The sequence below is a fragment of the Starkeya nomas genome (assembly GCF_902703545.1).
Taxonomy (GTDB): domain Bacteria; phylum Pseudomonadota; class Alphaproteobacteria; order Rhizobiales; family Xanthobacteraceae; genus Ancylobacter; species Ancylobacter moscoviensis.
On record NZ_CACSAS010000001.1, the window covers coordinates 1,138,865 to 1,165,157 of the forward strand.

Consider the following 26,293-nt stretch of genomic DNA (forward strand, 5'->3'; position numbering starts at 1 on the left):
GTTGGTTCAGGTGTTGAACGACATCGCCAATGGAACCGCGAACAGCCGTGCCCACACGGTCACGTTCGTCTTCTGGATGTCGATGATCGAGGAGCCTTGGGTCCACCAGCCATTACCAGTCGCGACGATCGTCTCCGCGCCAAACCACATCGACTGAAGAATGGGCCAGACAATGAGCTGTTCGTAGCAGATGAGCGGCGCGACCCGGATGCCCGCAAGTTTCACCACCGGGTTCGCAAAGAAGTAGGCGCGGGCGCCGCCACCCGTTCCGGTCCATGTCGCCCAAGGCTGCCACATGGACACGGGTACCGGCATTCGTTCGCGGTAGAGGACACTCGCCTTACCGGCAGAAATCGCCACCATCACGTTGTCGTAGCCTTGCCGTTCAAGCACCGCGGCGCCGGCGAGGAGTGTGACGTTCGAGCAACGCAACGCGTTGATCCAGAAACCTTCGAGGGTCGGGGTCCAGAAGCCGAGCGCACTTTCCGGCAAGATCACAACGCGGGCACTGTTGATGGCCTGCTCGCGGACCAGGGCGGCGAGCGCGTCCTGATAGGCAAGAGAATGCTCGCGGCCGAGGCTCCGACCGAGAGAGAGGTCAAGGCCCCTCCATCCTGCGGGCAGCGCCGGTTGGGCCGGGTTCGCCGCCGACCATAGCCATAGCCCCGCGAGGACGATCATCATGACCGACCAGGCGCGCGTCGTCATGACAAGCAACACCGCGACGGCAGCCGTGAGCCCCCACCAGCCCCAACCGGGGAAGAGAACACCGGCAGCCGTCACGGGATGCGCCCACCCCGTGATCCCAAACGGCGGAAACGCCATCAGGACAGCAGCCACCAGATAACGCAGCGCGCGCGTCCATCCCGGTTGTCTCAACCACAGCGCAGCGTGCACCCCGACAAAGAGGCACGACGCGCCGATCCATAGCCCCAGTCCGGGCCAGATATCAGCAGCGTAGAAGGCAGCGACACCCTGTGGCAGGCCGCGTGACGCTGCGAGGAAATACCCCATCGACACCGCCGCCGCCGTGACGCGGTTCGGCGCCCACGCCCAGAGTGCCGGGAACAGCATGGCGAGCGGAAGGGTGAGCGCATGGCCGCTCCAGCCCACCCAGCCGATGGCGACGGCCGCGGTGACGAGCAGCGCAGGGCGCCAGCGATCAGGGATGGAGGGTGAAGATCGGCCGCGCCAGGCCGAGAAGGCCGGCGTCATAAGAACCTGCGAAGGGAGAGTGAACGAAGATCTGGCCGGCGGGAACGATGCCGCCGGTCCAGGGGGTGAGCGGACGTCCGGCGCCATCGCGAGCGATCAGTTCGGAGCGGGGCAGGGCAGAACCACCGATCACGATGCTGGCGCCGACCTTGATGCGGCTACCGGCAAACGCCGCGACGGTCTTGATGAGCGGGGCCGCACCGCCGGGGCACGATCCCCAGCGGAAGTAGCCGCGCTCAAGGCCGAAGGCCGAGACCGACCCCGGTGGTGGACAGATGAAGACAAGATCCCCGACCGCGATAGGACGATCGAGCGGCACGATGCGCCACAGCCCGATCGGCTCGCTCGGCGTGAGGTTGATGCGCCATCCGCCGAGGCAGCCCAGAACGGCGATCGCCGCCATCACGACCACGCCGCCGACCAGGATCGCGAGCGCACGCCGACGCGCTGCACCTACTTTCCCTCCGATCGCCATTTCGGCTCCGGCCGCCGTGCCCGCAGTCATTTGAGCGACAATCCCTGCCACTGCCCCTGGCGCATCGCCTCGGTCTGTTTCAACCCTTCCGCGGTGCGCTGCTGGGCGGCAAGCTGCTGCGCCGTGCGCATCGTCGGCCAGGCCGATTTCAGCTCATCGCGTTGGCCGGCATTCATGCCGGCCGCGAGTTTCTCGAAGGTGGGTCCGTCCGGTGTCTTCGCGCTGTTGGCAAGCATGGACCGCTCGCCGAACCGCTCATTGACGGCCCGGGCGAACCCCTCGAGCTCTGCCTTCACCATCTTGTCCTCGAGGGAGAAGGCGAGTGCCGCCGGAAGATCGTTTCGGTCGAGTGCGTCGCGGACCTTTTCGAGAGTCTGCCTGGCCATCGATGACAGCGCCGGAATGTCGACGGCGACTTTCACGCGAGCCGCGCGTTCCTCGGCCTCGTGCTTGCGTTCGGCCTCTACGCGCAGCCGCAGATAACGCTCCAGGTCCCGCGCGAGCGCTGGCACGTTCAGCGCAGCGCGTTCGCGGTCGTCCCTGTTGGCGCGGCCGGCGAGAAGGCCGGTCTTGCCCTTCAGCACCCCGAAGCTCTCGGGCTTCGCAGCGATCGTCGACAGGGTGGATCTGGCGGTGTCGGCGTTCCTGATCATGCCGTCGACGTCGACCTTGCGGAACGCCGCCTCCGGCTCGGCGAAGACGAAGCGGAAGCGGGTCGACACCTCCTCCCATTGCCTCGATAGCCCGGGATCGGCGGCGAGCCTGTTCTCGACCGCCTGGTCGACAGATTTGGGGAATGCGGTGATGCCGGCGACCATCGGCCTAACCTCCTTCCGCGTTTCCGGAACGGTCTGTTTCGAGGGCGAACCAAACCCAAGCTTCGCGCCGAGGGCCGCGAACCGCTCACCGAGTTCGGCGAGTTTTTGCTTCTGCCGGATGGTCCATCGGAGCTGGTCGGCGACGAGCGTGCGGGCGACGCGGACGAGATGCAGGCCGCGCACCTCAGTGAAGCGCAGGGCGGCGCGATAGGCGGATGCGCGCTCATAGTCGAGCGTGGTTTCCTTGCCCCGATGTTGCGACAGGATCTTCGTCAGGCCGCCGGCCTTCCGGAAGGACAGCGCCCCGTAATAGAGGCCGACATCCTCGCGATGGCGGGTCAGCGCCACGTAGGACAGGTGACGATCAAGCGAGAGCGTGGCGAGCACCTTGACGCGATCGACGGTCGCGCCCTGGCTTTTGTGGATTGTGGTCGCATAGCCATGGTCGACATAGGCATAGAAACGCTGGTCGACATCGACATAGCGACGCTGTTCGCCCTCGCCGATCATGGCTTTGAACCCGCCCTGCCGTGCCTCGACGACATGGGCGATCATGCCGTTCTTCACGCCGAGCGCCGCGTCATTCTTCAGGAACACGATCTGGTCGCCGGCCGCGAAACGGCGGGGACCATCCTCGGTGCGGAAGGCATGGCCTTCCTCAATGAGGCCGCGCTCGATCAGCTTGCGCCGCGCCATGTCGTTGAGCACACGCACGTCACGCCGGAGATGGGCGAGGATCAGCGTCGACTTCGCCGGATCATAATCGCGGTTCCAGTCCTCGATCAGCGCCGCGACGGCGTCGGACTTGAGCTTTCGGGGCTGGAGCTTGCCGTTCGCCTCATAGCCCTTCAGCGCCGCGGCGACATTGCCGCGCGCGAGATCGAGCGAGGCGTCGCGCATCCATTGTTCACGCTGGCGATAAATGGTCTCGAGCTCGGCATAGCCGGTGCGCTCGACGATGGCGCGAAACGCGGCACCCGCCTCGATCGGCTGGAGCTGATCGGGATCGCCGACGAGGACCAGCTTGGCGCCGGCCTTCACCACCGTCTCGACGAACAGCGCCATCTGCCGGGACGAGACCATGCCGGCTTCGTCGAGCACGAACACGGTCCTGTCATCGATTGTCTCGCGCCCCTTCGACCAGGCGAGCTCCCAGGAGGCCAGCGTGCGCGAGGCGATACCCGCCTCCTTCTCGAGGCCCTCCGCCGCCTTACCGGCGAGCGCGGCGCCGACGACGCGATAGCCGGACGCCTCCCAGACTTCCCGCGCGGCCTTCATCATCGTGGTCTTGCCGGCACCGGCGCGGCCGACGACAGCGGCCAGCCCGCCGTCACCGACGACATGGGTGATCGCCACGCGCTGCTCTTCCGAGAGCCGGGCATGACGCTGGAACACCGTCTCGAGCACGGTCTCGCGAACACCATGCGAGGACCGCGCGGCAAGCCAGATCGCGCGATGGGCCATCTCGGCTTCGAGCGTGATCAGCTCACGCGTCGTGTACTTGGCGGGCTCACGGATGCCGCTCGCGAAACCGATGCGCTCGCCTTCCAGACGGAGCACTTCGGGATCCTGCATGATCCGCGCGAGGAGCTGCTGGAACATGCCGGCATCGTCGACATAGCGATGCAGCACCTTGGCGATGTCGCGCTCGGTGAAGACGCTCATCTCGCGCGTGACGAGGTCGAGCACGATCTCCGGCCGGCGCAGGATGCGCTCGCGGTTCTCCGCCCGTCTCTCCTCATGGAGCGCAACACGTTCCAGCCGGGGCGACCATCCCGCCGCCGCTTCCTTCCGGTCGATCGCCTTCGCCGCCACGCCGACATGGGCGGTCGGCACGAGGTCGATGCCGCGCTCGGCGTAGGAGCGGCCGTCGACGCGGATGTCGAGGCCGGCAAGCGCCAGATGCTTGTTCTGGAGATCGAGCCAGCCCTCGCGCTGCTCGAGGAACTCGGTCTTCTCACCGGACCAGAGCCGATAGACGATCTTGCCGGTATCATTGCGCATCGGCGCACCGTCATCGCCGATCACCGGCACCTTCTTCGGCCCAAACCCGCCATCGACAAGAGGTCGTAAGGTGGCCATCAGGTGGATATGCGGATTGCCCGGTTCGTCGTGGAAAACCCAGTCCGCGACCTGCCCGCGGGCGAGCAGCTGCGTCTCGACGAACTCCCGCACCAGGGCGATGTTCTGGTCCACGGACAGCTCGACCGGCAGCGCGATGATGAACTCCCTCGCAAGCTGCGCATCGGAGCGCTTCTCGAAGGCCTCGACCGCATTCCAGAACGCCTCGGCCGCCCCCGCGACCGAGCGATCGGCGATCAGCGCCCGCGCCCATTCCGGCGCGTCGACCGGCAGCAGGAATTCCTCATGCCGCAGTCCGCGCTTGGCGGAATAGTCGACAATCCGCCCTTCGGCCTCGTGCTCCATCCGGGCGCAATGCCGGTACGCTGCCGACAGCACCGCACTGCGGCCGGAGCCGCGCGAGATGAGCTGGGGCGTGAAATGCGTGATGGCCAAGGCGGCGCGGGCTCCCGAATGACGACAAGACAGGCGTGTTCGTCGGGAACGGCGGCCGTTGCCGGGGCTGAAGCAGGGCGTCGCGATAGCGACGTATTACTGCGCCCTTGGACCATTCCTTCGGAACGGCCGGGATGATCCGCCAAAGTGTCGGCTGCGCCGACGTGCAAATCTGCACCTTTCGATCACAGGGCATCCGGAAGACCCTTGCACGATGCGATCCGCACCGGGCGCAACAGGAGGTCCCACCGGAATGAAGAAGCCATCGTCGAAGATCCGCGAGGAAATCATACAGCTCCAGGCCCAGCTCAAGCTCGCCGAAACGCGCGAGGCCGAGCGGATCGGGCGTGTCGCCCTGAAGGCAGGCCTTGGCGAGATCGAGATAGACGAAGGCGAGTTGCAGGCGGAGTTCGAGGAAATCGCCGGGCGGTTTCGCGCGAAGGGTGGAGCGGCGACCGGAAAAAGAGATGGCGGCGCCGTGGAGGAGCCCACGGCCTCGGCCACGAAGGTCGCGGCTGGCGCGGCTGCGGATGACGCTGGCGAGGTGTGAGCGCATGCGTCAGGCCTCATCCACCGAAGCCCGCAGACAAGACACGCGCGAGAAGATCGAGCTCGGCGGCCTGATCGCGAAGGCCGGACTGCGCTACGAGAAGCGCGCCGTCCTGCTCGGCGCGCTGATCGAACTCAGCCAGAGGCTGAAGGCCGACGACGCCGAGCGTATGCGCCTCGCCGCCGTCGGCGCGAAGGCCTTCGGCAATGATGGCGAATAGACTCCTGCTCGCCCTCGCGCCGATCGCGTTGATGATCGGCGTGCTCATCGGCCTGTCGGGCTTCGAGCAAGCGGCCGCCGGCCTCGGCAAAACGGAGACGCAACGAATGATGTTCGGCCGCGCCGGACTCGCGCTGCCATTCCTCGCCGCAGCCGCGATCGGCGTGATCTTCCTGTTCGCCGCAGCCGGCGCCGTCAACATCCGCACGGCCGGATGGGGTGTCATCGCGGGATGCGCGGCGGCGATCATCATCGCCGTGCTGCGCGCGACGTCGCGGTCGCCAGCGCTCACTCAGGTCGATCCGGCCTACCTGATCGGCGCGGGTGCCACTCTGATCGTCGGGTGCTTCGCCCTGCGCGTCGCGGTGAAAGGCAATACCGCCTTCGCCGCATCGGCGCCGAAGCGCGTGCATGGCAAGCGCGCCCTGCACGGCGATGCCGACTGGATGACGATGACCGAGGCCGGCAAACTCTTTCCCGACACCGGCGGCATTGTCGTCGGCGAGCGCTACCGTGTCGACAAAGACAGCACGGCGGCGTTTCGCACGCTGGACCGGCAGAGCTGGGGAGCGGGCGGACGCTCGCCGCTGCTCTGCTTCGACGCCTCTTTCGGCTCGTCGCACGGCATCGTCTTCGCGGGTTCCGGCGGCTACAAGACGACCTCGGTGACCATCCCCACCGCGCTCAAATGGGGCGGCGCGCTCGTCGTGCTCGACCCCTCGAATGAGGTCGCGCCGATGGTGACCGATCATCGCCGCGCAGCCGGGCGCACCGTCCATGTGCTCGATCCGAAGCAGCCGGCGACCGGCTTCAACGCGCTCGACTGGATCGGCCGCTTCGGCGGCACCAAGGAAGAGGACATCGCAGCCGTCGCTTCCTGGATCATGAGCGACAGCGGCGGGGCGCGCGGTGTGCGCGACGACTTCTTCCGCGCCTCGGCCTTGCAGCTCCTCACCGCGCTCATCGCCGATGTCTGCCTGTCGGGGCATACGAGCGAGGCGGAACAGACCCTGCGCCAGGTGCGCGCCAATCTGTCCGAGCCGGAACCGAAGCTGCGATCGCGTTTGCAGGAGATCTATGACGGCTCGCAATCGCCATTCGTTAGGGAGAACGTCGCCGTCTTCGTCAACATGACGCCGGAGACCTTCTCGGGCGTCTATGCCAACGCCGTCAAGGAAACCCATTGGCTGAGCTACCCGAACTATGCCGCGCTCGTATCCGGTAGCTCCTTCGTCACCGATGATCTCGCCGGGGGCGAGACGGACGTCTTCATCAATCTCGACCTGAAGACGCTGGAGACCCATGCCGGCCTCGCCCGCGTCATCATCGGCGCCTTCATGAACGCGATCTACAACCGGAACGGCGAGATGACGGGGAGGGCGCTGCTCCTGCTCGACGAGGTCGCGCGGCTCGGCTTCATGCGGATCCTCGAGACCGCCCGCGACGCCGGCCGCAAATACGGCATCACCCTCATCCTGCTGTTCCAGTCCATCGGCCAGATGCGCGAGACCTGGGGTGGCCGGGACGCCGCAAGCAAATGGTTCGAGTCGGCGAGCTGGATCAGCTTCGCCGCCGTCAACGATCCCGAAACCGCCGACTACATCTCCCGCCGCTGCGGCGCGACCACGGTCGAGATCGACCAGGTCAGCCGCTCGTCGCAATCCTCCGGCTCCTCGCGCACCCGATCGAAGCAGCTCGCGTCTCGCCCGCTGATCCAGCCGCATGAGGTGCTGCGCATGCGCGCCGACGAGCAGATCGTCTTCACCGCCGGCAACGCGCCGCTACGCTGCGGCCGCGCCATCTGGTTCCGGCGGGGCGACATGAAGGCCTGCGTGAGGGCGAACAGGTTCCAGCCGGAGAAAGAGCCTCACGCGATCCCTTCACGGAAATGAATCGATGACGCCGGACCGATTCATAAGTGTCATTGGACGCTGAATCCCGTCGATGGGATTCTGGCGTCATGCTCGCCCAGCCCTATCAGCTCTATGTCGAACGCCGGGATGCCTCCAGGAACATGGCTCGGTTCTACGCCATGTCGATTGAACAGACCCTGTTCGGACAGGCCTGCCTCATCCGGCGCTGGGGACGTATCGGCGCACATGGGCAGACCATGCAGCACTCCTTCGACCGGGAAGACGAAGCCGTACAGCTCTTCCTCGACCTGCTGCGGCAGAGGCGCAATCGCGGCTATCGGCCGAAGGGAAAACCGATCTCGTCCGGCAGCTCAGCTCCTGAGGGGTAAGAGGCTGGCCCCGCCGCGTCGGCGGGGCCGCCTTGGTGGTCAGTCCCGGTTGGGGCGGGACCAGATCAGAGAGAGGCCGTCCTCGCCTTCGACCTCGACCAGGGTGGCGTAAATCGGAGCTGGGAAGCTCGGGTCGTCCAGCTTGACCGAGAGGTAGTCGCGGCCGCTCTGCTCGGAGTGCTTCTGCCACGCCGCACCCATCTCAACCGAGCCGCTCGCGAAGATGCGGAAGTGCGGGCCCTTGTCGGAGGGGTTCTCGATCCGCTCGAAGCGGGCCTTGACGTTGAGGGTGAGAGTCTTGATCGAGCCGGTGAAGCCGTTCGAGGTGGAGGTGAAGGTGCCGATGGTCGCCATGGTGCTCGTCCTTTTCCAAGTTCTCGGGCCGCGCCCGCCGCGGCCTCGATGGCTGTCGACAAGACCGGGGACGATCGGACCGCACCCACCGGGGTCCCCGGCGCGCCTGCGCGATGGGGTGGTCCTTTTGGGGCTGGAACGAAGTGGAGGGCGGCAACGGACGATTTTGTTAGTGGGCGAGGAATGGCGGCGCCCGCAAGGTCCGCCAGGGGTCAGAAAATCGCCTGATGCCGTTGCGGGAAGACGATCGAGGCGAAGCCGGTCTCCGGTCAGACGTGCCCCATCGAGCCCGCAGGAGGGTCAGCCGGGACAAGAGAGAAAGGACGCGCCGTGGCTCAACCAGCACCCCAGCGCTCTCATCCTCGCCACCGCGCGGAAGATCGATCAGGTCGCGACACCCCACCGAATTCGAGGGCCGGCAGGTTCTGACGAACATCCCGCCAGGCCGACGCACCACGAACCATCGTCACGGCCACATGAGAATGGACGCCTGCGCCGGACAGCACGCCAATCGCGGCGGCGCCTTCTCCCACGACGCTCGCGCGGATGGTGCCCGTCAGCCGACATCCGAACCGACACCTCCTCGTCGAGGCCCGTGGCGAGAACCGACGCGTACCTGGCGCCGCCGCCGCGAGGCAGGAAGCCGCCCAACCGGGCCTGACCCCGATCCGCGTGGCGCGCTTTCCAAGCGCGCAAACGTCAACCCTCGGGCAAGGTCTCCGGCCATCGCTGCGCACCGTGCAGGACGCGAAGGATGCGAACCGTCGTGTCCGTTGCGACATAGGCCGCGACATAGGTCCTGCCGACGATCGCCAGTTCGCGCGTCCCGTCGATCCTTCCGAGACGGCCGCTTTCGGGAAAGTCCCACAGGCGGCGCGCCGCACTCGCGATCCGCTCGTCGATAGAAACAGCGCCGGACGGGCTATCCGCCTCGATATGAGAGAATATGCCGTCGCGATCCGAGAGCGCCTAGGCGGACCAAACGAGCTTCACGATTGGACGTTACCCGCACGGCGCCGTGCCGCCGCCCGGCGCGCCGCGAAATGCACCTCGGCCTCATCGTCGGTAATATCGGGCCGGGTGTCGTTCAGCGCTTCCAGCACCTTGGCACGGAACCAGGCATCATGCGCCTCGCTGTTCGCCACCAGTTCCAGCGGAAGCGCGCCCTCATTGGCGGTCCGGGTGAGCAGGATGCGCACGGCATCGGACACCGTCAGGCCCATGCTTTCGAGCACGGCGGACGCGCGATCCCGGATTTCGGCATCGATGCGGGTTTGAACGAGAGCATTTGCGACCATCGGCACCTCCTCTGTCGGTCAATGTAATGCGATTGAATGACGATTGCCAGCCTTCTCCCGACCACGCATCCTTTACATGCGCCGGCGAACGCAATGACCGGCCGTCAGAATGGCGACCATCCGGATCGGAGAGGGCTCGCCGCCCTCCCCCGAGATGATCGGAGCGTGCAACATCAGGCGGCCTCGCGCTGTTCAGAAACCGCCGGCTGGAGGCTGTGCAGGAAGGCGACGGCACGCTGCGCATGCGCGGCCGCCGAGAAGATCGCCCGTTTGTCCTCGGCCAGCACCTTAAGCCAGGAATCGAGGTAGCTGACATGGTCCGGCCTTGGCTCGAGCTCCGGTACGATGCCGAGATCGGCACAGAGGAAGCAGCTCCCGAGCTCGGCGATGAGCTCCTCGCGCGCGCGTTCACTCCTGTCCTTGCCATAGCGGCTGAGATCGCGGTTCACGCGATGGAACGCCGATGTCCAATGGGTGGCCTCATGGCTGAGGACGGCGACATAGCTCGCCGCATCCCGGAATGTCTGGAACGGCGGCATCTGGATGTGATCACTGCCGGGTGAATAGAAGGCCCGGTCGCCGCCATGCTGGATCACCGCACCGGTGTTGGCGAAGAAGCGGTCGGCCTCTTCGATCCGTTCGATCGGATCGCGGACCGGTTCCGCCTTCGCATGGTAACGCTCCGGCAGCCCGTCGATCTGCGCGACATTGAACGCGGTATAGGCCTTCAGAAAGGGGATTTCCCGCTCGACCTCGCCGCCATGACCATCGGTCTCGGCCTTGGTGAAGCGGCTGGCGAAGACCACCATGATGCCGGTCTCGCCCTTGCGCACCGCGCCGCCGAGCTCGATCGCCTGCTTGAACGTCATCCAGACCGGCGAGACGTAGCCGCGTGCCATCGCCTCGGACCACAGCAGCAGCACGTTCATGCCGGAATACGGCAAACCATTATGGCGCAGCGGCCGCGTCACCCGGCCGATGGCATTCGTAGAACGCCATGGCTGCATCCAGGGCCGCACACCCTTTCCCAGATCCGCCACGATCCTGTCGGTGATCCGCGCATAGATGTCGACGCGCGGCTTCTCTTCTTTCCTGCCCATATGCTGAACCTCCGTCCCGGAGGTCGCGCCGATCGCGACCCCGTCACGGCGGTCCTGAAGCCGGGTCGAGCGGGAGGACTGCGCATCCGCAGGACCGGAACGCAAGTGGAGGACGGCGCAGCCGTTGCGCAGGCCGCCGGGCCCGGCAGGACCACAGGCCGGGATGGGGTGCGAGCGCGAACCACTCTCTCGTCCTCCTTTTCCTTCCCTGCGCGCCGCGACATCAAAAAGGCCGGCCCCGCATCGCGAGACCGGCCGAGAAGAAGGTAGAGAGAGGAAGCGAAAAGGGCGGGACTGACGCCCCGCCCGAGGCGGCTCAGCCGAGAGCCGCCATCTGGAGTTCGGCCGCCTTGCGGTCGACGCTGTGGCCGGGATTCTCCACCTGCCGCTCGAAGGGCTTCCACGCCTCGCCGACGGTCCGTTCGTAGGCACCAACCGCGCCCTCGGCGGCCATCCGCAGAGCATGGGCCTGAAGTCCCATGTCCGCCGCGAACTCGCGCTTGCGCTGGGCCCCGCTGTCGAAGCCGACCGGACCGTCGCGATCCTCGTCGCGCATGTCGTTCGCCGCCTTGGCGGTGGCATCGCGCGCCTCGGTCACAGCCCGGCTGTAGAACTGCCCGGCACCATGGGCCGAGCCGACATAGGCGCCGACGATGCGCTGCAGGTGGATCTGCATCGCCCGCTCACCGAGCCCTTCCTTCAGCCCATCGGCCGTCTCGACGATCAGGCGCTCATGCTGGTCGCGGATGCCGTCGCTGTCGAGGATCGGAAGTCCGAAGCTCTCGGAGATCAGGGTCATCTGCGTGGCATCGGGGCAGGCGAGGCGGACCATCTCAAGAGTGGTGCCCCTGCGGAGCGGAACAATGCGGGCGGAGTGACGAGAGGACGGGGCGGTCTTGGCCATGATGTATTCCTTTCTCAGGTGCGATCCCGAGGTCTGTCCGCCGCTTGCCGGCGTCCCCTCGGGTGCGGTCGAAAGGAACCGGCGGCCGCCGGGCGGTTCATGGTCCGGCTCTTGCCAGGCGAGCGGACAGGGTCTGCGGACCAGCAGGGCGTCAGCCCTCGCGCAGGACGCGGGCCCGGTCTGTCGAGATCGGCGAGGGCCGGCCGCCACGCGGCGCGGCACGCGGCCTTGAAGCGCCCGGCAGACGGTTCAGACCGCAGCAAACCCGAGGTGATGCCGGTGAGCGGGGGATGAGGGTAACAAGGCAACCGGGAAGGATGAGGCCCACGGCGCCCGACGACCTCCGTCTCCCCTCGACGGTCGCTCTCCGAACGGCCCGGGAGAGAAGGTTCCGCTCCCACCCGTGCCGATCAGGCGACCTGCGGCAGGGCGAGACCATGACGCGCTCGGAGAGCGGCGATCGCCTGGTCCTGATGAGCGAGCTTCCGGGACAGGGCGTCGATCTCGGGCTGGCGCTCGGCGGTCAGCGCGGCGCGATGCGAACGGTAGCACTCAAGGAAGGTGTCGGGATCGGGTCGCTTGCCATGCCGGTAGCCCGTCCGCTTCGGCTGGAGCCGTGGGAGCGCCGTCATCCGCCGGATGATATGCCGGTCGATCAGGTCGAGTTGGTGCTGGATCTGCCGGCGCGCCTCCTCCATGCGCGCGAGCTGGACGCGGACCTCGGATAGAGGGGTCATGTCGCGGTCCTCCCCTGCCAGCCGATGAAACTCGACGGGCCGCGATAGGTAGGGTAGCGGTCGGGATCGATGACGAAGCCGAAACGGCCCATCGTGTATTCGCCCGACGGAACAAGGAAGCGCCGCTCCTCCGTTCCCGGTCCACGATGCCCGCCCGGTGCCGCGACGCATTCGACGAACCCCGGCTGCTGCTCCGACGTGATCGCCGAGATCGCGATCCAATCCTCTGCATGCGCGGCTTCGAAAGCCCTACGGTCCTTCTCCCGCGATTCACCCGGAGTGAGGATCGTCCCGAAGATCGTCTCCCAGGCATCCGGCCATGAATCCTTCATGGTGCGTTCGGCGCAGCGCCGCTCGAAGCTGGTGAACAGATGCGGGAAGGTGATTGCCACGATCGCCCAGGCCTCATCCTCCTCGTAGAAGCCGCCCGCAACCCGCAGCACAGGATCAACCTTGCGATTGCGCTCGGCCGAGAGTTTGAAGCCGCCATGGCTGGCGGTCGAATGACACTCGACACCCTCGGCATAGACGGTCGCACCCTGCGAGGGTCCCCATGGCGTGTGGACGCGAGAGGAAATCTCGCGCCGGCCAAGCGCCTGCTGTTCGCGCTGGTGCTCGGCATGCTCCAGCACCCGAGCACGGAACGCCGCCTCGTCGGCGAGCTCGCCCGAATGGCCGTAGAAGTCAGCCCGCCGCCATTCGGCCAGCGCCCGGCCGATCTTCCAGCCGCTGGCGAGGTAATGCCGGCCGTCGCGACCGGGCAGCATAGCGAAGGCGTTGTCGCCGATGCGCGCAACCGGGAGGCCATCGGCGGAGATGCCGAAAGTCGGCGCCACCATCGCAGGGCTTCCGGAAGGAAGGGGGATGGTCATGCCGCTCTCCCTTCGACGATATCGGCGCCGACCTCGTCTTCCGTCACCTCATCGAGCACGGCACGCGGATAACCGTGCCGTGACAGCCATTCCTCCGCCGCGGCGCGATGTGGCGCGAGGTAGACCAGCTCGGCGTTCTCGCCGGCACGGTCGAACACGCGCACCGAACCGATCGCGGGCCGCTCAACGATGGTGAAGCTGAGCGCGGATTCCACCGAAAAGATCCGATGGACACGAATGGCGATGACACCACCGGCACCGTAATCCGCCTCGTGCAGGGTGAAGGTGGCCGAGAGCGAGAGATTCCCGATCGCGCGGTCACCGCCTTTGCTGATCAGCCGCCCACGGCTGTTGCGGCTCTGCCAGGCTGCGAGCTTCTTCCGGTGCCGCTCGGGCGGGCGCGGCGTGCCGTCGGGCCAGGCGACGAGGGAACCGATGGGAGCATGGTCATGGATGATGTGCGCGGACATGAGGTCCTCCTTGTGTGCGGGCGTGAAAACACGACCGCCGCCGGGATGACCGGCGGCGGCGGGGGGCGTTCGGAAAGAGGGGGAGGGGGAGCCGCTATTCGGCGGCTTCGCGGAAGCCCTCGGGGATACCCGCCTCGTCGAAGCCGTCTTCATCCGCGTCGAAGTCGTGCGCCGGCTCGATGGGCTCATCGCCGTCGCGCTCGTCCTGATCGACCGGCGTGCCGTCATCCTCGTCCGCGACGACGCTGTTCTCGGTGAGCCACCCGTTCAAGGCGACGGCATCCGGTGCGAACAGCGCCGAGGCGTGGACGAAGTGCCCCTCCCTGAAGTGCTCGACGAGCGCGGCACGGGTGTCCTTGACGCGCTGGCGCGGCAGGACCGGCGTGTCCTTGCAGGCGGCTTCCAGTGCCGGACGGGACAGGCAGGACAGGAACTCGTCCGTGCCCATGTTCGGCAAGAAACCGTCGGCTCCGATGGCGTTGCCGGCGATCCGGGCCACGATCCCGCTATCGGTGCGGTTCTCCCGCGCCGACAACGCATCGATCAATGCGGAGCGGGCTGCGATGCGCAGCCTGTCCCTATCGGGAGCAAGCTGGCCCCCCTCGTTGACGAGGCTGACGACATGGCGCTCCATCCGGGCATAACCATAGATGTCGTCGGATGCTGCCGACTGGATCGAGACGTTGCGCCCGGCCAGTGCCAGCACCAGCAACGCCATCAGTGTGTCGTCCTCGATCGGCGCGCGGGACAGCGCCTCGTGCAGCGCATCGGTGCGCAGGACACCGATCATCTCTATGCCCTTGCGCGTCACGTCCGGGCGCGGCTTCGCCAGCGTCCCGACATCATCAGCGCCCGCCGCGTCCGAGCCCTTCGCCTTCTTCTCCACGGGCATGCGGTAGTGCACGCTCTGCACCTTGCCCTCGCGGTCGAGATACATCGCGGTGCAATCGCCCTTGCCCGGTTTGCCACGGATGCGCTCTGCCTTCTTCGGCAGCTCGGGCTGGCCCCAGCTATTGGCCTCGGTGATGATCCCCTTCTTCGGCAGATGGTTCGTCATCCATTCCTGCTGGGCGCCGAGGAAGGCTTCCACCTGCGTGGTGTAGCGGGAGTCCTCATCGGCCGGCGCGAACAGGTCCTCGGTCCATTCGATGCCGTAGGCACGGGCGAGGCCCTCGCCGAACGAGGCGTCGCGCGCATACATGCGCTTCTTCGCGAGCCCGTTGGCGATGCTCCACCACGCCGCCTGCGGATCGCCCTTCTTGGGCTTGTGCGCCTTCCAGACTTCGCGCTGCTCCTCGAGGGAGGCGGCCGCGATGGTGCGCAGCTGCTGCTCGTTCGGCATGTCGCCCTTCGCCATCTGGTCGAGCATCGCCGGCAGCACATTGGCGAGCAGGCGCAGCTTGCGGATTTGCCGCACCGGCAGGGCCAGCGCCACGGCGATCGCCTCCTCGGTCCAGCCGAGAGCGACCAAGCGCTCGATGGCCCGCCACTGGTCGACCAGGTTCAGCGGCTCGCGGGCGATATTCTCGACCATGGAGCGCATGGCGCCATTGTCGTTGGCGGCGTCGACCACCAGCACCTCGATCTCCTCAAGGCCCACCTTGATCGCCTGCTTCACCCGGCGATGGCCGGAATCGATGATGTAGCCGTTACCCCCGCCGCTCTCGGGCGCGATCACCGGCGGCTGCACGATGCCGACCGCCTTGATGGTAGCCAGCAGCAGGGCATCGGCCTGCGGCGTGGACTTCGTCTGGCGCGTGCGGTCGGGATTCTCCTTCAGCGCGCGCGGATCGACCTTCATAATCTGCATGGGAATGCTCCTTGCCGGGTTACGGACACGAGGCTTCACCCCGGTCCTGTTCCGTCTTCTTCCCGAAGACATCCCCCGGCCCGCGGAGCGGACGGGCCGGTGCAACTGCGGGCGAGCATCCCTGCCCGGCCGGCCAAGCGGGGCTATCAGCCCTGCGCAGGACGACGGGCCGGGATCGCGCAGGCTGCGGTTGAGCGACAGCGTCACTGGAACGGACGATCCGCGAGCGATCACATCCTATTTTTCCTTCATCCCTCCCCATTCTTTCCGGGCTCCAGCGGTACTGAAATCGTCGGCGTTGAGGAGGTTTCTTACCGCGTTGTGCCTCCGGCGCGCCCCTTGGGAAACCCGGGAGCATCGGAAGCACCGGGGAGGACGGGCAGCACCGGAACACGCGAGCACCGATGACATCCGGCATAGCTTTGTTCTGGCTCGTAAAATTCCAGGTTTCTGCACCAAATGGCGCATCATGGCACTTTGGGCCGCTCCAATTCCTGTGCAATGGAGTTCATGAATAGCCGATTCACTGATGCGAGTACGTCGTTCTGACGGGCGTATTCACTCGTTGCCGTTTGCGGCCGGTGAGCGCATCTATCGGGGCAAGACAGCCGAAAGGAGCAACAAATGGCGAACGGGCGACAGGCTTCCGCGAGACGGCTGAAGATGGCGGAGCGCGCCCAGCAACAGATGGCGCTACACTTCCCCAGCACACCGTCCGAGTTTATCTGGCACCGCAAGACGAACGATGGCTTCACGACCGTGCCCCGCACGATGCCGATCGTCATGCAGGCGATTGACGTCCTCTCAAAAGGCAGCCCAGCCGGTCACACGCTGTTCGCTCTCTGGGCGCGGTCCCCCGACACGCCGTTCCTTACAATCGAAAACCCGATGACCTTCGCAGCGGAGGCGGGGTTCTCGGGAGAGCGCGCCGTCGACACCTGGCGCAAACGAATGAAGCTTCTGCGGGAGCACTGGTTCATCATGACCAAGCCCGGACCATCCGGGGAATTCCATTATGTCCTGCTCATCAGCCCGAACGCGGCCGTCGAGTGGCTCCGTGCTCAAGGGAAGGTCCAGGATGGAATCTACGCCCGGTTCATCGACCGGTTGATGGAAGTCGGCGCATTCGGTGAAATCGAGGCCTTGCGCGAATATCTTGCGAAGCTCCCGGTAGCTGAAAAAACGAATGCGGCAGAAGCCGAAACCGCCACGGTGCCTCCACCGCCGGCTCAGGAGGCATCAGGCGATCCGGGAGCACAAACATGAACCGCGGAAAAGAAAAAAGCCCGCCAGAGGCGAGCTTTTCCCTTGTACCGTATGACGATGAGGGTGGTGTTACCCCGCGACCTCACGCGCCTTTCAACATGCTTTTTACGCCATTCGACACGTCGCTGTCAACGCACGTACGGGCGAGCCTGATCTAGGAACAACGACGATGCCGTTCACGCCCGAGGAAATCCATAGCCTGCCAGCGGTGCTGTCCGCGCCACGCTTCGCCACCTACCTGGCCGAAATGGCCAGCGACAAGGAGGCGGCGCTGGAACTCTACCGCTGGAATCTCGAACTCTCGGCAGCGTTCTTCGTCCCGTTGCAGATATGTGAGGTCAGTGTCCGTAATTCAATCGTGTCCGCCATTGAGGGCACCTATGGTCCCAATTGGCCTTGGGAAAGAGGCTTTATCATCAGCCTCAGAGATCCGCCACGGGCCTATAGCCCCAGGCGCGATCTGATGGATCTGGCAAACAGACTCCCGACGGCGGGCAAGATCGTTGCCGAGCTGAAGTTCGTGTTCTGGGAGCGGATGTTCACCAGGAGCCATGACGCGGCCGTGTGGAACCATCATTTCAGGACGGTCTTTCCGAATGCCGACGCAGCGAGAACCGTCCAGCAGCTGCGAAGCGATGGCTTCGACAGGCTGCAGAAGATCCGGGACCTGCGTAACCGCATCGCGCATCACGAGCCGATTTTCCGGCGCAACGTCCAGGAAGAATATGAGCGTATCCGTTCCATCGTTGCCTGGACCGACCAGACGGCCGCCGATTGGCTCGACAAGGTCGAAACCGCGACCGGCCTGATCGGGCAAAAGCCCTAGCCGCGGTTTCTATCCCAACACGGAATCAGGCTGCTTGGAGCGCATCACTCGGGTGTCCCACGGCATCGGCCGAAAGCGCAGCCTCCACCTCGGAGAGCTGCCGGCGCTTCTGGGCGAGTTCGTCGGCGAAGGCGAACACGCCGCCCTCGCGCGACCGGTAGGACACCAGCCGTCGCTCGGCATCAGCGAGCCGCTGGCGGTAGCGGTCCTCGTCCGCATCGAACCCATCGAGAGCATGCTCGAGGCGCGAGACAGCGCCAAGGGGCGTGACGGTCACCGGCAACTCGATCTCATGATCGAAGCCGGTACGCCGGAGCACGGTGTCGTAGCGATAGCCCTCCCCGCGATCGGTGCGCTCGCCATCATGGAGGAGATCGAAGCCGCCGATGGACGCTAGGACGGTCTCGCCTTCATGCTGGTTCTGCACCAGCGTGAGAACCTCCTTCATCAGTGCCCGGCCGGCGGCCTTTCGTTCGGAGAAGGACGTACCGTTCACCGTAATCGCGAGAGCCTCGCCTGCGGTCGGGCCGAGGCGGGCGATGTCCTGCCCGATCTCCTCGATCCGGCGGGTCGCCTGCGCGATGTCGCGCTCGGCATCGCGGATCTGGCGGCGGATGGCAAACTGGTCGTCCTGGTGAGCGGCGCGCAGGCGCTCAAGCCGGGCGATGTCGGCCTCCAGCCCCGCCTTCTGCATCAGACGCTGGTCGCCGGACGCGATGGCCTTGGCCATGGCAAACTGGTTCGCCTGCCCCTCGCCGAGATCCTCCAGCCTGCGGATCGAGGTGTCGCCCGACAGCGCCGCCGCGATGAAGCGGGCCTTACGCTCATTGTTCTGCCACATCGTGGCATCGAGGCTGCCCTCGGTGGCGTAGGCGAAGATATCGACCTCCTCGTGCTGGTTGCCCTGCCGCACGATCCGTCCCTCGCGCTGCTCGATCTGGGACGGCAGCCAGGGCACGTCGAGATGATGCAGCGCCTTCAGCCGAAGCTGCGCGTTCACCCCTGTGCCCATGGTCTCGGAGGAACCGATCAGAAACCGGACCTTGCCGGCACGGACATCGCCGAACAGACGCTGCTTGGCCTCGGACTTCCTGTAATCCTGCATGAAGGCGATCTCGGAGGCCGGCACTCCCATGCGGATCAGTTCGTCGCGGATCCAGCGATAGGCCGAGAAGCCGCGCGTCTTCTCCACGCTGATGGTGCCGAGGTCCGAGAAGATCATCTGCGCCGCGCCAGGTAGCTCATAGGGCCTGCCATCCGGCTGAAGATAGGCGTTGTCGGCAGTCTCGCGCCAGATCCGGACGGCATTGCCGATGAGGGCGTTGAGCTTGTTGTCCGGCTCGTTGTCAGTGTCAGGGTCGACCAGGCGCAGGTCGATCGCGGCATGGCGGCCATCGGTGATGACGGAGAGCAGGATATCGTCGCCGGGCTCGACCGGACGATCCCGCTGCTCGATCGCCTTGATACGGGCGTCCAGCTGAAGCTGGTAGCGCCGGAACGCCGCTGTCGGCTTCGCGGTGACGATCCGGCGCCGGCCGGTCGAGATTCCCGGCACCTTCACATATCGCCGCAGATCCTCCGGCATCACCACATCGGCGAAGGAGCGGAACATCGCGATCAGCTCCGGCACATTGACGAAGCTGGCGAAGCGCGAGACCGGCTTGTACTTGCCGGAGGGCTGGAGCTCGAGTTCGGTCGTGGTGTCGCCAAACGTGCTCGCCCAGGCGTCGAACTCGTGCAGGCCCCGCTCGGCGAGCGCGGCATGGCCCATCAGGCGCTGCACCGAGAACATCTCGCCGAGCGTGTTGGTGATCGGCGTGCCCGACGCCAGCACGAGTGCCCGGCCCGGGTTCCTCATCTCGATGAAGCGGGATTTCACATAGAGGTCCCAGGCGCGCTGCGAGCCGTTGGGGTCGACACCCTTCAAGGTCGACATATTGGTGGCGAAGGACAGCTTCCGGAACTCCTGCGCCTCGTCGACGATGATCTGGTCAACGCCGAGCTCGGCGATGGTCAGCAGATCGTCCTTGCGGGTGGTGAGGACCTCCAGCCGCTCCTTCAGGCCCTCCTTCAATCGCTCGAGGCGCTTGCGCGAGACGCGGTCTTCGCTCTCCACCTTCGTCAGCAGGGTCTCGTAGAGCTCAAGCTCGTCCTGGATCATCTGTTGTTCGAAGGCGGACGGGATGCCGATGAAGCGGAAGGCGGAATGGGTGATGATGATCGCATCCCAGGTCGCCGTGGCCGCCCGGCCGAGGAAGCGGGCCCGCTTCTCCTTGATGAAATTCGTCTCGTCCGCGATGAGGATACAGGCATTGGGATAGAGCGCCAGGAACTCGCGCGCCGCCTGCGCAAGGCAATGGCCGGGCACCACCAGCATTGCCTTGGCGATCAGGCCGAGCCGGCGCTGCTCCATGATGGCGGCAACAAACGTCATCGTCTTCCCGGCGCCGACGGCATGAGCGAGATAGGTCGAGCCGGCCGAGACGATGCGCCAGATGCCGCGCTTCTGATGGGAATAGAGCGTGAAGGCGCTGCTCGCGCCCGGCAGCTTCAGATGATCGCCATTGAAGGCACGGGGCGCGATGTTGTTGAAGTGGTCATTATAGACCCGAGCCAGCCGGTCGGTGCGGTCGGGGTCGGACCAGACCCAGCTCTGAAAGGCGGTCTTGATCTTCGCGAGCTTCTCCTTCGCCGCCTCGGTGTCGACGACGTTGAGCACACGGCGCTCGCTGTCCCCGTCCCTGACGATGTCGAAGATCTGCGGCACACGGCTGTTCAGCGCATCTGCCAGCAGCTCGCCGGCATGGCGACGTTCCGTGCCCCATTCCGAAGTGCCGGCGGCGAGCCAGCCGAGCTGGCGCGCCTCCACCGTCCACGAGGCAAGCTCCGGCATGTGGTGGATGCGGATCTCCGCTTCCATGGTGTCCTTCACGAAGGCGACGACATCGGCGGCCGGAATCCACGGCGCGCCGAGACGGGCCGTGATGTCGGAGGGACGCAGATCGGCGGGCTGCACCTCGATGAGCGCGCGGACATTGCGCGCGAAGATTGGGTCGAGCGCGGCGGCGGCTTCCGCCACCTTCAGCCTGTCGCGCACCGTGCCGGAGAGGTAGGCATCGGCCGTCTGCCACGCCCCGGTCTCGGGATCGCGGAAGATGGCATCTCCCAGTTCCGCGACGACGGCGTCGCGATCAGTATGCAGCAGTTCGGCGATGTGGTCGAGATCGACATGACCGCGCTCGTTCAGCACGACGGCGAGCGCATCCGCTGCCGAGGTGATAACGGGCGACGCCGGCGGCGCGATCACCCGCTCCGAGAAGATCGGACCCGGCCTCGCCGTATCGGTGTCGAGGTCGTAATTCTCGATCGAGGCGACCAGCCAGCAATCGGGATCGTCGAGGAAAGGTTGCAGGTTCGGCCGGCGATGCGTCTCGCGGACGCCGCCGCTCTCCTCGTCCTCGACGATCGACACCGTAGTGTGATTGATCGGGCCGAAGTCCCGCACGAAACTCGACCAGGCGATGCGCAGGCGCACCTGTGCGTCCTTCCAGGGCTGGTCGAGTTCCTGTGCCTTCAGCACCTCCCGCACGGCATCGCGGATCGGGATCAGCTTGCGGATGATGCGGATATGCTTATCAGGCACCCCGTCGCCGGATCGGCCTTTCCTCACCGGGACGGCGACGGGCGCACCGTCGATCACCTGCATCAGGCCGTGCACCGGGTCGAAGACATAGCTGCCTTCGCGGACATGGCGTTCGGCGGAAGCCGGGATACCGGCCTCCTCGCCGCGGTCGTCACTCTCGACATCGATCGACGTCGGCTCGCCATCATAGAGAGCTTCCGGAAGAAGGGAGATGGCGGCATCCAGCGCCGTGGCCAGTTCCTCGCCCTCGCGCGGCTGGCAGGTGTAGGTCTCGCCGAAAGGGCCTGATGTCGTGGCATGGGTGCCGAGCACGAAGACCGGGTGCTGGACGAACCAGCGGTTCACGCGGATCGCGCTCTCCTCGCCATCGGCGGTGCGGACCTCGTCGAGATCGAGCCAGCTCTGGTCGCCCTCCGGCTCCCCGGTCTTCCGCTTCCGGAAAAAGAGGATGTCGACGACAACGTCGGTGCCGGCGTCAGTGCGGAAGCTGCCTTGGGGCAGGCGGATCGCCGCGATCAGATCGGCCACCTTGGCGATATGCTCCCGCGCCGTGGTGTCAGACTTGTCCATGGTGCCGTGCGAGGTGACGAAGGCCGCAAGCGCGCCCGGCTTCAAAAGGTCGATCGAGCGGGCGATGAAGTAGTCGTGCAGGCGTAAGGCCAGCGAGCGATAGGCGCGATCGGAGCGCACCGTGCGGTCGGAGAAGGGCGGATTGCCGAGGACGAGGTCGAAACTCGCCGGCAGCTCGGTGCGTGCGAAGTCTCCCGTCACGATACGGGCGCGGGGCTGCAACAGCCGGGCGATACGCGCGGTCACCGGGTCGAGCTCCACCCCGGTGACATGCGAGACCGCGCGCAGGGCCTCCGGCATCAGCGCCGGAAACAGGCCAGTGCCGATACCCGGTTCCAAGACCCTACCGCCGCGCCAGCCGAGACGCTGGAGCCCCGACCAGATCGCCCGGATGATGAACTCCGGTGTGAAATGGGCGTACTGCGTGCAGCGCGCGAGCGAGGCATAGTCCGCATCGTCGACGGCGTCCTGAAGGTCCGCCCCGATCTCCTCCCAGCCTTTGCGGAACGTCGCCTCGCCCGGCCGGCGGAACACGCTGTTCGCAAGATCGGATGCGCCGAAACCGGTGAAGCGGATCAACCTCTCCTGTTCCGCCCGGGTGGCGGGAAGGTCCTCGCCCTCAATCCCGGCGGCCAGCCGGATCGCCGCGATGTTATCGCGAGCGCGTGCCTTCCAACCGCGTGCCAGACCGCGATCACCGTCGAGATGGAAATTGACGCCGCGCTCCGACGACGGCTTCGCGCGAGCGACAGGTCCAGTCGATGCCGGCGCACGGGCCGGCGCTGGCGTGGTTGGATCGGGATCGTCGTCGCCGGGATTGGTCTCGAAGTCCCCGGCGAACTCCGTGACACCGAGGCTCAGGCCGGAGGACAGGGCGGTGTGGCCGAACAGGTTGAGCGTGAAGGGATCGTCATGCGCCATGGTGAAGAGCTCCTGTCGTGAAGGCGCGCGCCATCGTCCGTCGGAGATGTCGGCGGGCGGGACGGGCGCAGGGATGTGAAAAAGGGAGAAGGGTCGGAACCCGCCTCAGCGGCGGATCAGCGTGAGCGACAGCGCGGTATCGTCCATCACGATCCGCAGATGCGTGGCATCCAGCGAGGCGGCCATCAGCCGGTCGAGCGCGGTCGCATCGAGGAACTCGATCCCGTCATCCGCCCCGAAATGCCGGCGTTTGCAGTGCCAGCAATCCGGATTGGTCTTCGGATCGCACTCCCCGGCATAGACGACGAGCGGGCGCTGCCCCTCCGTGAGCCTGCCGTTCGAGAGGAGATAGACGCCCTCGTCGCCGACCAGCCAGAGGCCCGGCTTTTCGCCCTCGCCGGGCCGGAGCCCGTAATAGGGATTGCGGAAGCCGCCATTGGCGGCGGCATCGATCCGACCACGCGCGATCACGGCGCGAACCTCCGTCACGGTAAAGGTGAACATCGCCGCCTCCGCTCACGCCGCGAGCGCGTCGGGGAGGTAGCGCAGATGCACCGGCAGCTTGGCCGAGATCTCCGCCTCGGTGAGGTGCTCCAGCAGCTTCAGCGCAGTGCCGCGCCGGCCCTCATGGCAGAGGACGGTGCGCTTGCCCTGCAGGCAGCGCGGCCAGCGCTCCCCGGCATAGCCGCGATCATCGTCATGGGTGGCGCTCCAGATATGCTCGAGACGCTCCTCCTGCGTCATCGCCCGCACGGGCCAGGACTCGCGCGCGACAATCGCCGCGCGCAGCTCCTCGGGCGAGCCCTTCTCGGCGAGGTCGCAATAGCCGTGGAAGTGCCGGATGCGCCCGTCGATCGGCAACTCGAGGAAGACGCTGGTGATCGAGCTGGTGAGGAACTCGCGCAGGGCGAACATATCGCCACGCATCCACAGCGGCGGCAGAATCTCGAACATATGTTCGTGCTCAGCCCTGCCGATCTCGAACCATTCGCCGCGATAGAGCGCTCCATCATCATCGCCTTGCCAGCGGTTCGGGCGCTGGGCATGGCGGTCGAACATCCGGAACATTTGCCGCCGATCGGCAACGCCCTGATACACCTTGCGGATGGGAGGAACGGAGAGGGTCATGAGCGGGCTCCTTCGGCCCCGTCCGGGCCGGAGCGCGGCTTACCCTCCGGGTCGCCATCCTCTCTTCAGCCCTGCCTGACCCCACCTCCACCGCCGCCTCACCGTCCGGGCGGGTCAAGGGCCGGCAAAGCCGGGCGAAGCGTCACCCTTGACGCGGCAGGCGGGCAGGCGGCAGGCCTCGTCTCTCCTCTCTGCGTTCCCGTTCCACTTGCATTCTCGCCTTCAGGACCTCGTTCCAGTCCTCGGCTGGCGGCCGCAGCCGCAGCCAGTCGCAGCCCACCTCCTCGGCGATCGCGCGCAGGCGCATGGCGAAGGCTTCACCCTGGGCATTGGCATCGGTCGCGGCGACAAGCTGCGCACCGGGACGCACCGCCAGTGCCCGCACCGCCGCCTCTGTCACCGGCGACCAGCCGCCGCCCGTACTGAGATAGAGGCTGCCCTCTCTCAGCCCCTCAAGGGCGGCAAGGCTCATGGCGTCGATCGCCGCCTCGGTCACGCAGAGGCGCGTACCCTCGAGCACGCCCAACCGGATCAGCACCTTCGACCCTCCGGTCGAGAAGCCGCGCCACTCCGGGCCACGCTCTTCCCAACCGGTGACGACACCCGCATCGTCGACATGCGCGGCCCACAGACTGCCGCGAGGGCCTTCCCGAACCAGATCCTGCCGGATGGCGGCGCGGATGATCGTCTCCGGCAGGAAGCGCTCGTCACGCAGATAGCGCCAGGTCGCGGAATCCGGCCAGGGTGTGCGACGGGTGCGCCAGCGTTCGGAAAGAGAAGCGAGGGGTTCCTGTTCGCGCGCTTCCCTCGTCCATGCCGGCTCGGCCGGCGTGAAGCCCACCAACTCGGCGGCTGTGGCGAGCACATAGGCGAAGCTGCCGCCGTCGAGATGACGGATCAGAGAGAACACGTCGCCCTTGGCGTCCGACAGCGGGTCGAACCAGCCCTTACCGTCATGGATCACGATGATGATGTCGTCGCCGCGCCGATGTTTCACCGCGCGGCGCGTGCTCTCCTTCGCGTCAATCGCGAAGCCCGCCTTCTCCAGCACGGCGGCGCAGGTGACGCGCTCCTTCAGATACTCGACCTCGCTCGTCTCCATCGCGTTCTTCCCGGACGATCCCCGTCCGGCCTTTCCTTTGTCTTTCCTCCCGCGCCATTCGCGGGACCGCTCCCTCCAGGCGCGAAGAGCTAAGCCCGCAAGGGCGCGGGCCGGCAACTGGAGAATTCATCAGCAAGGTCGCGACCAACCCAGCCCGCGGCGAAGCCTCCCTTGCGGGTGCCGGCTCGCAAGCGGCACCCGGCACGGCGGAAAACCGGTTCAATGAACCGGCCGGCCGCCCAAGAACGGATCGTACTCGAAAAGCACGGTGACATCGTCGCCGTCGAGCTCGTCGGCCGGCAGGACGCCGTATTCGCCGTCGACCTCGAAGAGCGAAACCGGGACCATCAGGGTGCGGGAGAGCTGCAAGGCGGCGTTCTGGGCGAGGGAAAGGTCGTTCGACATGATGAAGGCTCCATCGGGGAGCGGGTCAATTCCCGCTCGATGGCTCCCCCAAATGGGCCGGGGCCGGTCGCGATCACCGCGTAGGCGAAGCCGCAGCGGCGGCACGCTTCGCGTAGCCGACCCCGCAGCGGGTTGATCGACGGAGATCCGGAACCGGACCAGGAGACATCGCGGAAGAGCGGGATTGGGCTGCTTCCCGTTCGGCACCTCTCACGAACGAACTGTCTCGCCGGGATCTCGCCGCCGCCCCGCCCTCGATGGTCCCTGTCCCGCGCCCTTCGAGCGTGAAGCAACTACACTCAGCCGCCCGCCTCAGATTCTCGTCGACCATGGCCTGCAAAGTCACGAGATCCGCGCCATTTCCGCCGCGACCTTCGCCCAACAAGCGAATTCCCTTAAACGCTCTTTCTCGAACGGACGACACTCTCGAGTTCTTCGAGACAAGTCTTGAAGATGCCATCACGCACCCATTCGATCGCGGTCGCGGGATTACCTTCGACGTCGAAATCGGCCGACCATTCCGCGAAGCAGCGGTCCTGATCGTTCGTCACCTCGTGGATTTGGAGGACCGCGCTGTAGTTCTTGGTTGGAATGTCGGCCTTGACGATGTCGTAGACGATGCGGCGGTCGCGGTCAGAAAGCTCCAGTAGCCGCTCCTCGATGATGCTGTCATCGGCAACGGTGTTGGCACGGATCGTGCCGACCTCGTGTGGACCTCCGCCGCGCAATTCCGAGCGCTTCACAAAGGGAAACCAGATTGGCAGCGCACCAAAGTCGCGGACGATCTGCCATGCGCTGTTCGCCGGAACGTCGAGTATCTTGCTGAAGTAGACGTGGGCCATGATCGGAAC

Annotated in this window: 23 protein-coding genes and 1 pseudogene; 6 read left to right on the forward strand and 18 right to left on the reverse strand. The window is 66.2% G+C overall.

The window, feature by feature from the left end; genetic code table 11:
* Positions 1 to 6 precede the first annotated feature (6 nt).
* From STARVERO_RS05480 to traA, 3 genes are read right to left on the reverse strand one after another with little or no spacing between them, the layout of a single operon-like run.
* A complete protein-coding gene (locus STARVERO_RS05480) occupies positions 7 to 1,215 on the reverse strand; it encodes a conjugal transfer protein TraB (protein ID WP_159598156.1) in 1,209 nt (402 codons plus the stop codon).
* Complete coding sequence (traF, locus tag STARVERO_RS05485) at positions 1,163 to 1,720, reverse strand: conjugative transfer signal peptidase TraF (RefSeq protein WP_244616610.1); 558 nt, start codon at positions 1,718 to 1,720, stop codon at positions 1,163 to 1,165. The genes STARVERO_RS05480 and traF overlap by 53 nt, the downstream gene beginning before the upstream one ends.
* Positions 1,717 to 5,025: a Ti-type conjugative transfer relaxase TraA gene (traA, locus tag STARVERO_RS05490; protein WP_159598157.1), complete on the reverse strand. Its 3,309-nt coding sequence runs from the start codon at positions 5,023 to 5,025 to the stop codon at positions 1,717 to 1,719. Before traA ends, traF begins: the two co-directional genes overlap by 4 nt.
* A 253-nt stretch (positions 5,026 to 5,278) precedes the next feature.
* Here traA and traC point away from each other — a divergent pair, with 253 nt between their 5' ends.
* The 4 genes from traC to STARVERO_RS05510 all read left to right on the forward strand — a co-directional run bounded on the left by traC (position 5,279) and on the right by STARVERO_RS05510 (position 8,036).
* Positions 5,279 to 5,575, forward strand: a complete 297-nt coding sequence (gene traC / locus STARVERO_RS05495; protein WP_159598158.1) for a conjugal transfer protein TraC — start codon at positions 5,279 to 5,281, stop codon at positions 5,573 to 5,575.
* A 4-nt stretch (positions 5,576 to 5,579) separates the two neighbouring features.
* Positions 5,580 to 5,795, forward strand: coding sequence for a type IV conjugative transfer system coupling protein TraD (gene traD, locus STARVERO_RS05500; protein WP_159598159.1), 216 nt, complete (start codon positions 5,580 to 5,582; stop codon positions 5,793 to 5,795).
* A complete protein-coding gene (traG, locus tag STARVERO_RS05505) occupies positions 5,782 to 7,686 on the forward strand; it encodes a Ti-type conjugative transfer system protein TraG (RefSeq protein WP_159598160.1) in 1,905 nt (634 codons plus the stop codon). Before traD ends, traG begins: the two co-directional genes overlap by 14 nt.
* A gap of 68 nt (positions 7,687 to 7,754) precedes the next feature.
* Complete coding sequence (locus STARVERO_RS05510; protein WP_159598161.1) at positions 7,755 to 8,036, forward strand: WGR domain-containing protein; 282 nt, start codon at positions 7,755 to 7,757, stop codon at positions 8,034 to 8,036.
* Between the two features lie 39 nt (positions 8,037 to 8,075).
* Here STARVERO_RS05510 and STARVERO_RS05515 read toward each other — a convergent pair whose 3' ends face one another.
* The 9 genes and pseudogenes from STARVERO_RS05515 to STARVERO_RS05555 all read right to left on the reverse strand — a co-directional run bounded on the left by STARVERO_RS05515 (position 8,076) and on the right by STARVERO_RS05555 (position 15,581).
* Positions 8,076 to 8,390 (reverse strand): DUF736 domain-containing protein, encoded by a 315-nt coding sequence (locus STARVERO_RS05515; protein WP_159598162.1) that lies wholly within the window; start codon positions 8,388 to 8,390, stop codon positions 8,076 to 8,078.
* A gap of 699 nt (positions 8,391 to 9,089) precedes the next feature.
* Positions 9,090 to 9,383: pseudogene (locus tag STARVERO_RS05520) on the reverse strand (type II toxin-antitoxin system RelE/ParE family toxin).
* Positions 9,380 to 9,688, reverse strand: a complete 309-nt coding sequence (locus tag STARVERO_RS05525) for a type II toxin-antitoxin system RelB/DinJ family antitoxin (RefSeq protein ID WP_159598163.1) — start codon at positions 9,686 to 9,688, stop codon at positions 9,380 to 9,382. Before STARVERO_RS05525 ends, STARVERO_RS05520 begins: the two are co-directional and overlap by 4 nt.
* Positions 9,689 to 9,861: 173 nt before the next feature.
* Positions 9,862 to 10,788: an ArdC family protein gene (locus STARVERO_RS05530; RefSeq protein ID WP_159598164.1), complete on the reverse strand. Its 927-nt coding sequence runs from the start codon at positions 10,786 to 10,788 to the stop codon at positions 9,862 to 9,864.
* Between the two features lie 316 nt (positions 10,789 to 11,104).
* Complete coding sequence (locus tag STARVERO_RS05535; protein ID WP_159598165.1) at positions 11,105 to 11,692, reverse strand: hypothetical protein; 588 nt, start codon at positions 11,690 to 11,692, stop codon at positions 11,105 to 11,107.
* Between the two features lie 410 nt (positions 11,693 to 12,102).
* The gene (locus tag STARVERO_RS05540; RefSeq protein WP_159598166.1) at positions 12,103 to 12,429 is read right to left on the reverse strand and encodes a hypothetical protein; all 327 of its coding nucleotides are present in this window, start codon (positions 12,427 to 12,429) and stop codon (positions 12,103 to 12,105) included.
* Positions 12,426 to 13,301, reverse strand: coding sequence for a DUF7007 domain-containing protein (locus STARVERO_RS05545; RefSeq protein WP_159598167.1), 876 nt, complete (start codon positions 13,299 to 13,301; stop codon positions 12,426 to 12,428). The genes STARVERO_RS05540 and STARVERO_RS05545 overlap by 4 nt, the downstream gene beginning before the upstream one ends.
* Positions 13,298 to 13,771, reverse strand: coding sequence for a hypothetical protein (locus STARVERO_RS05550; RefSeq protein WP_159598168.1), 474 nt, complete (start codon positions 13,769 to 13,771; stop codon positions 13,298 to 13,300). Before STARVERO_RS05550 ends, STARVERO_RS05545 begins: the two co-directional genes overlap by 4 nt.
* Before the next feature lie 94 nt (positions 13,772 to 13,865).
* Complete coding sequence (locus STARVERO_RS05555) at positions 13,866 to 15,581, reverse strand: ParB/RepB/Spo0J family partition protein (protein WP_159598169.1); 1,716 nt, start codon at positions 15,579 to 15,581, stop codon at positions 13,866 to 13,868.
* Between the two features lie 663 nt (positions 15,582 to 16,244).
* Here STARVERO_RS05555 and STARVERO_RS05560 point away from each other — a divergent pair.
* Positions 16,245 to 16,847, forward strand: coding sequence for a hypothetical protein (locus tag STARVERO_RS05560; protein ID WP_159598170.1), 603 nt, complete (start codon positions 16,245 to 16,247; stop codon positions 16,845 to 16,847).
* Positions 16,848 to 17,016: 169 nt separating this feature from the next.
* Positions 17,017 to 17,673 (forward strand): hypothetical protein, encoded by a 657-nt coding sequence (locus STARVERO_RS05565; RefSeq protein ID WP_159598171.1) that lies wholly within the window; start codon positions 17,017 to 17,019, stop codon positions 17,671 to 17,673.
* Positions 17,674 to 17,698: 25 nt separating this feature from the next.
* On the opposite strand, the gene STARVERO_RS05570 is transcribed toward STARVERO_RS05565, so the two are convergent.
* The 6 genes from STARVERO_RS05570 to STARVERO_RS05595 all read right to left on the reverse strand — a co-directional run bounded on the left by STARVERO_RS05570 (position 17,699) and on the right by STARVERO_RS05595 (position 26,284).
* Positions 17,699 to 22,807, reverse strand: coding sequence for an Eco57I restriction-modification methylase domain-containing protein (locus STARVERO_RS05570; protein WP_159598172.1), 5,109 nt, complete (start codon positions 22,805 to 22,807; stop codon positions 17,699 to 17,701).
* A 105-nt stretch (positions 22,808 to 22,912) separates the two neighbouring features.
* Complete coding sequence (locus tag STARVERO_RS05575) at positions 22,913 to 23,311, reverse strand: DUF3085 domain-containing protein (protein ID WP_159598173.1); 399 nt, start codon at positions 23,309 to 23,311, stop codon at positions 22,913 to 22,915.
* A gap of 12 nt (positions 23,312 to 23,323) precedes the next feature.
* Complete coding sequence (locus STARVERO_RS05580; RefSeq protein ID WP_159598174.1) at positions 23,324 to 23,935, reverse strand: DUF1419 domain-containing protein; 612 nt, start codon at positions 23,933 to 23,935, stop codon at positions 23,324 to 23,326.
* 142 nt (positions 23,936 to 24,077) lie between these two features.
* The gene (locus STARVERO_RS05585) at positions 24,078 to 25,037 is read right to left on the reverse strand and encodes a DUF3991 and toprim domain-containing protein (protein ID WP_159598175.1); all 960 of its coding nucleotides are present in this window, start codon (positions 25,035 to 25,037) and stop codon (positions 24,078 to 24,080) included.
* A gap of 219 nt (positions 25,038 to 25,256) precedes the next feature.
* Positions 25,257 to 25,442 (reverse strand): hypothetical protein, encoded by a 186-nt coding sequence (locus STARVERO_RS05590; protein WP_159598176.1) that lies wholly within the window; start codon positions 25,440 to 25,442, stop codon positions 25,257 to 25,259.
* Between the two features lie 395 nt (positions 25,443 to 25,837).
* Positions 25,838 to 26,284: an SRPBCC family protein gene (locus tag STARVERO_RS05595; RefSeq protein WP_159598177.1), complete on the reverse strand. Its 447-nt coding sequence runs from the start codon at positions 26,282 to 26,284 to the stop codon at positions 25,838 to 25,840.
* Positions 26,285 to 26,293: the final 9 nt, after the last annotated feature.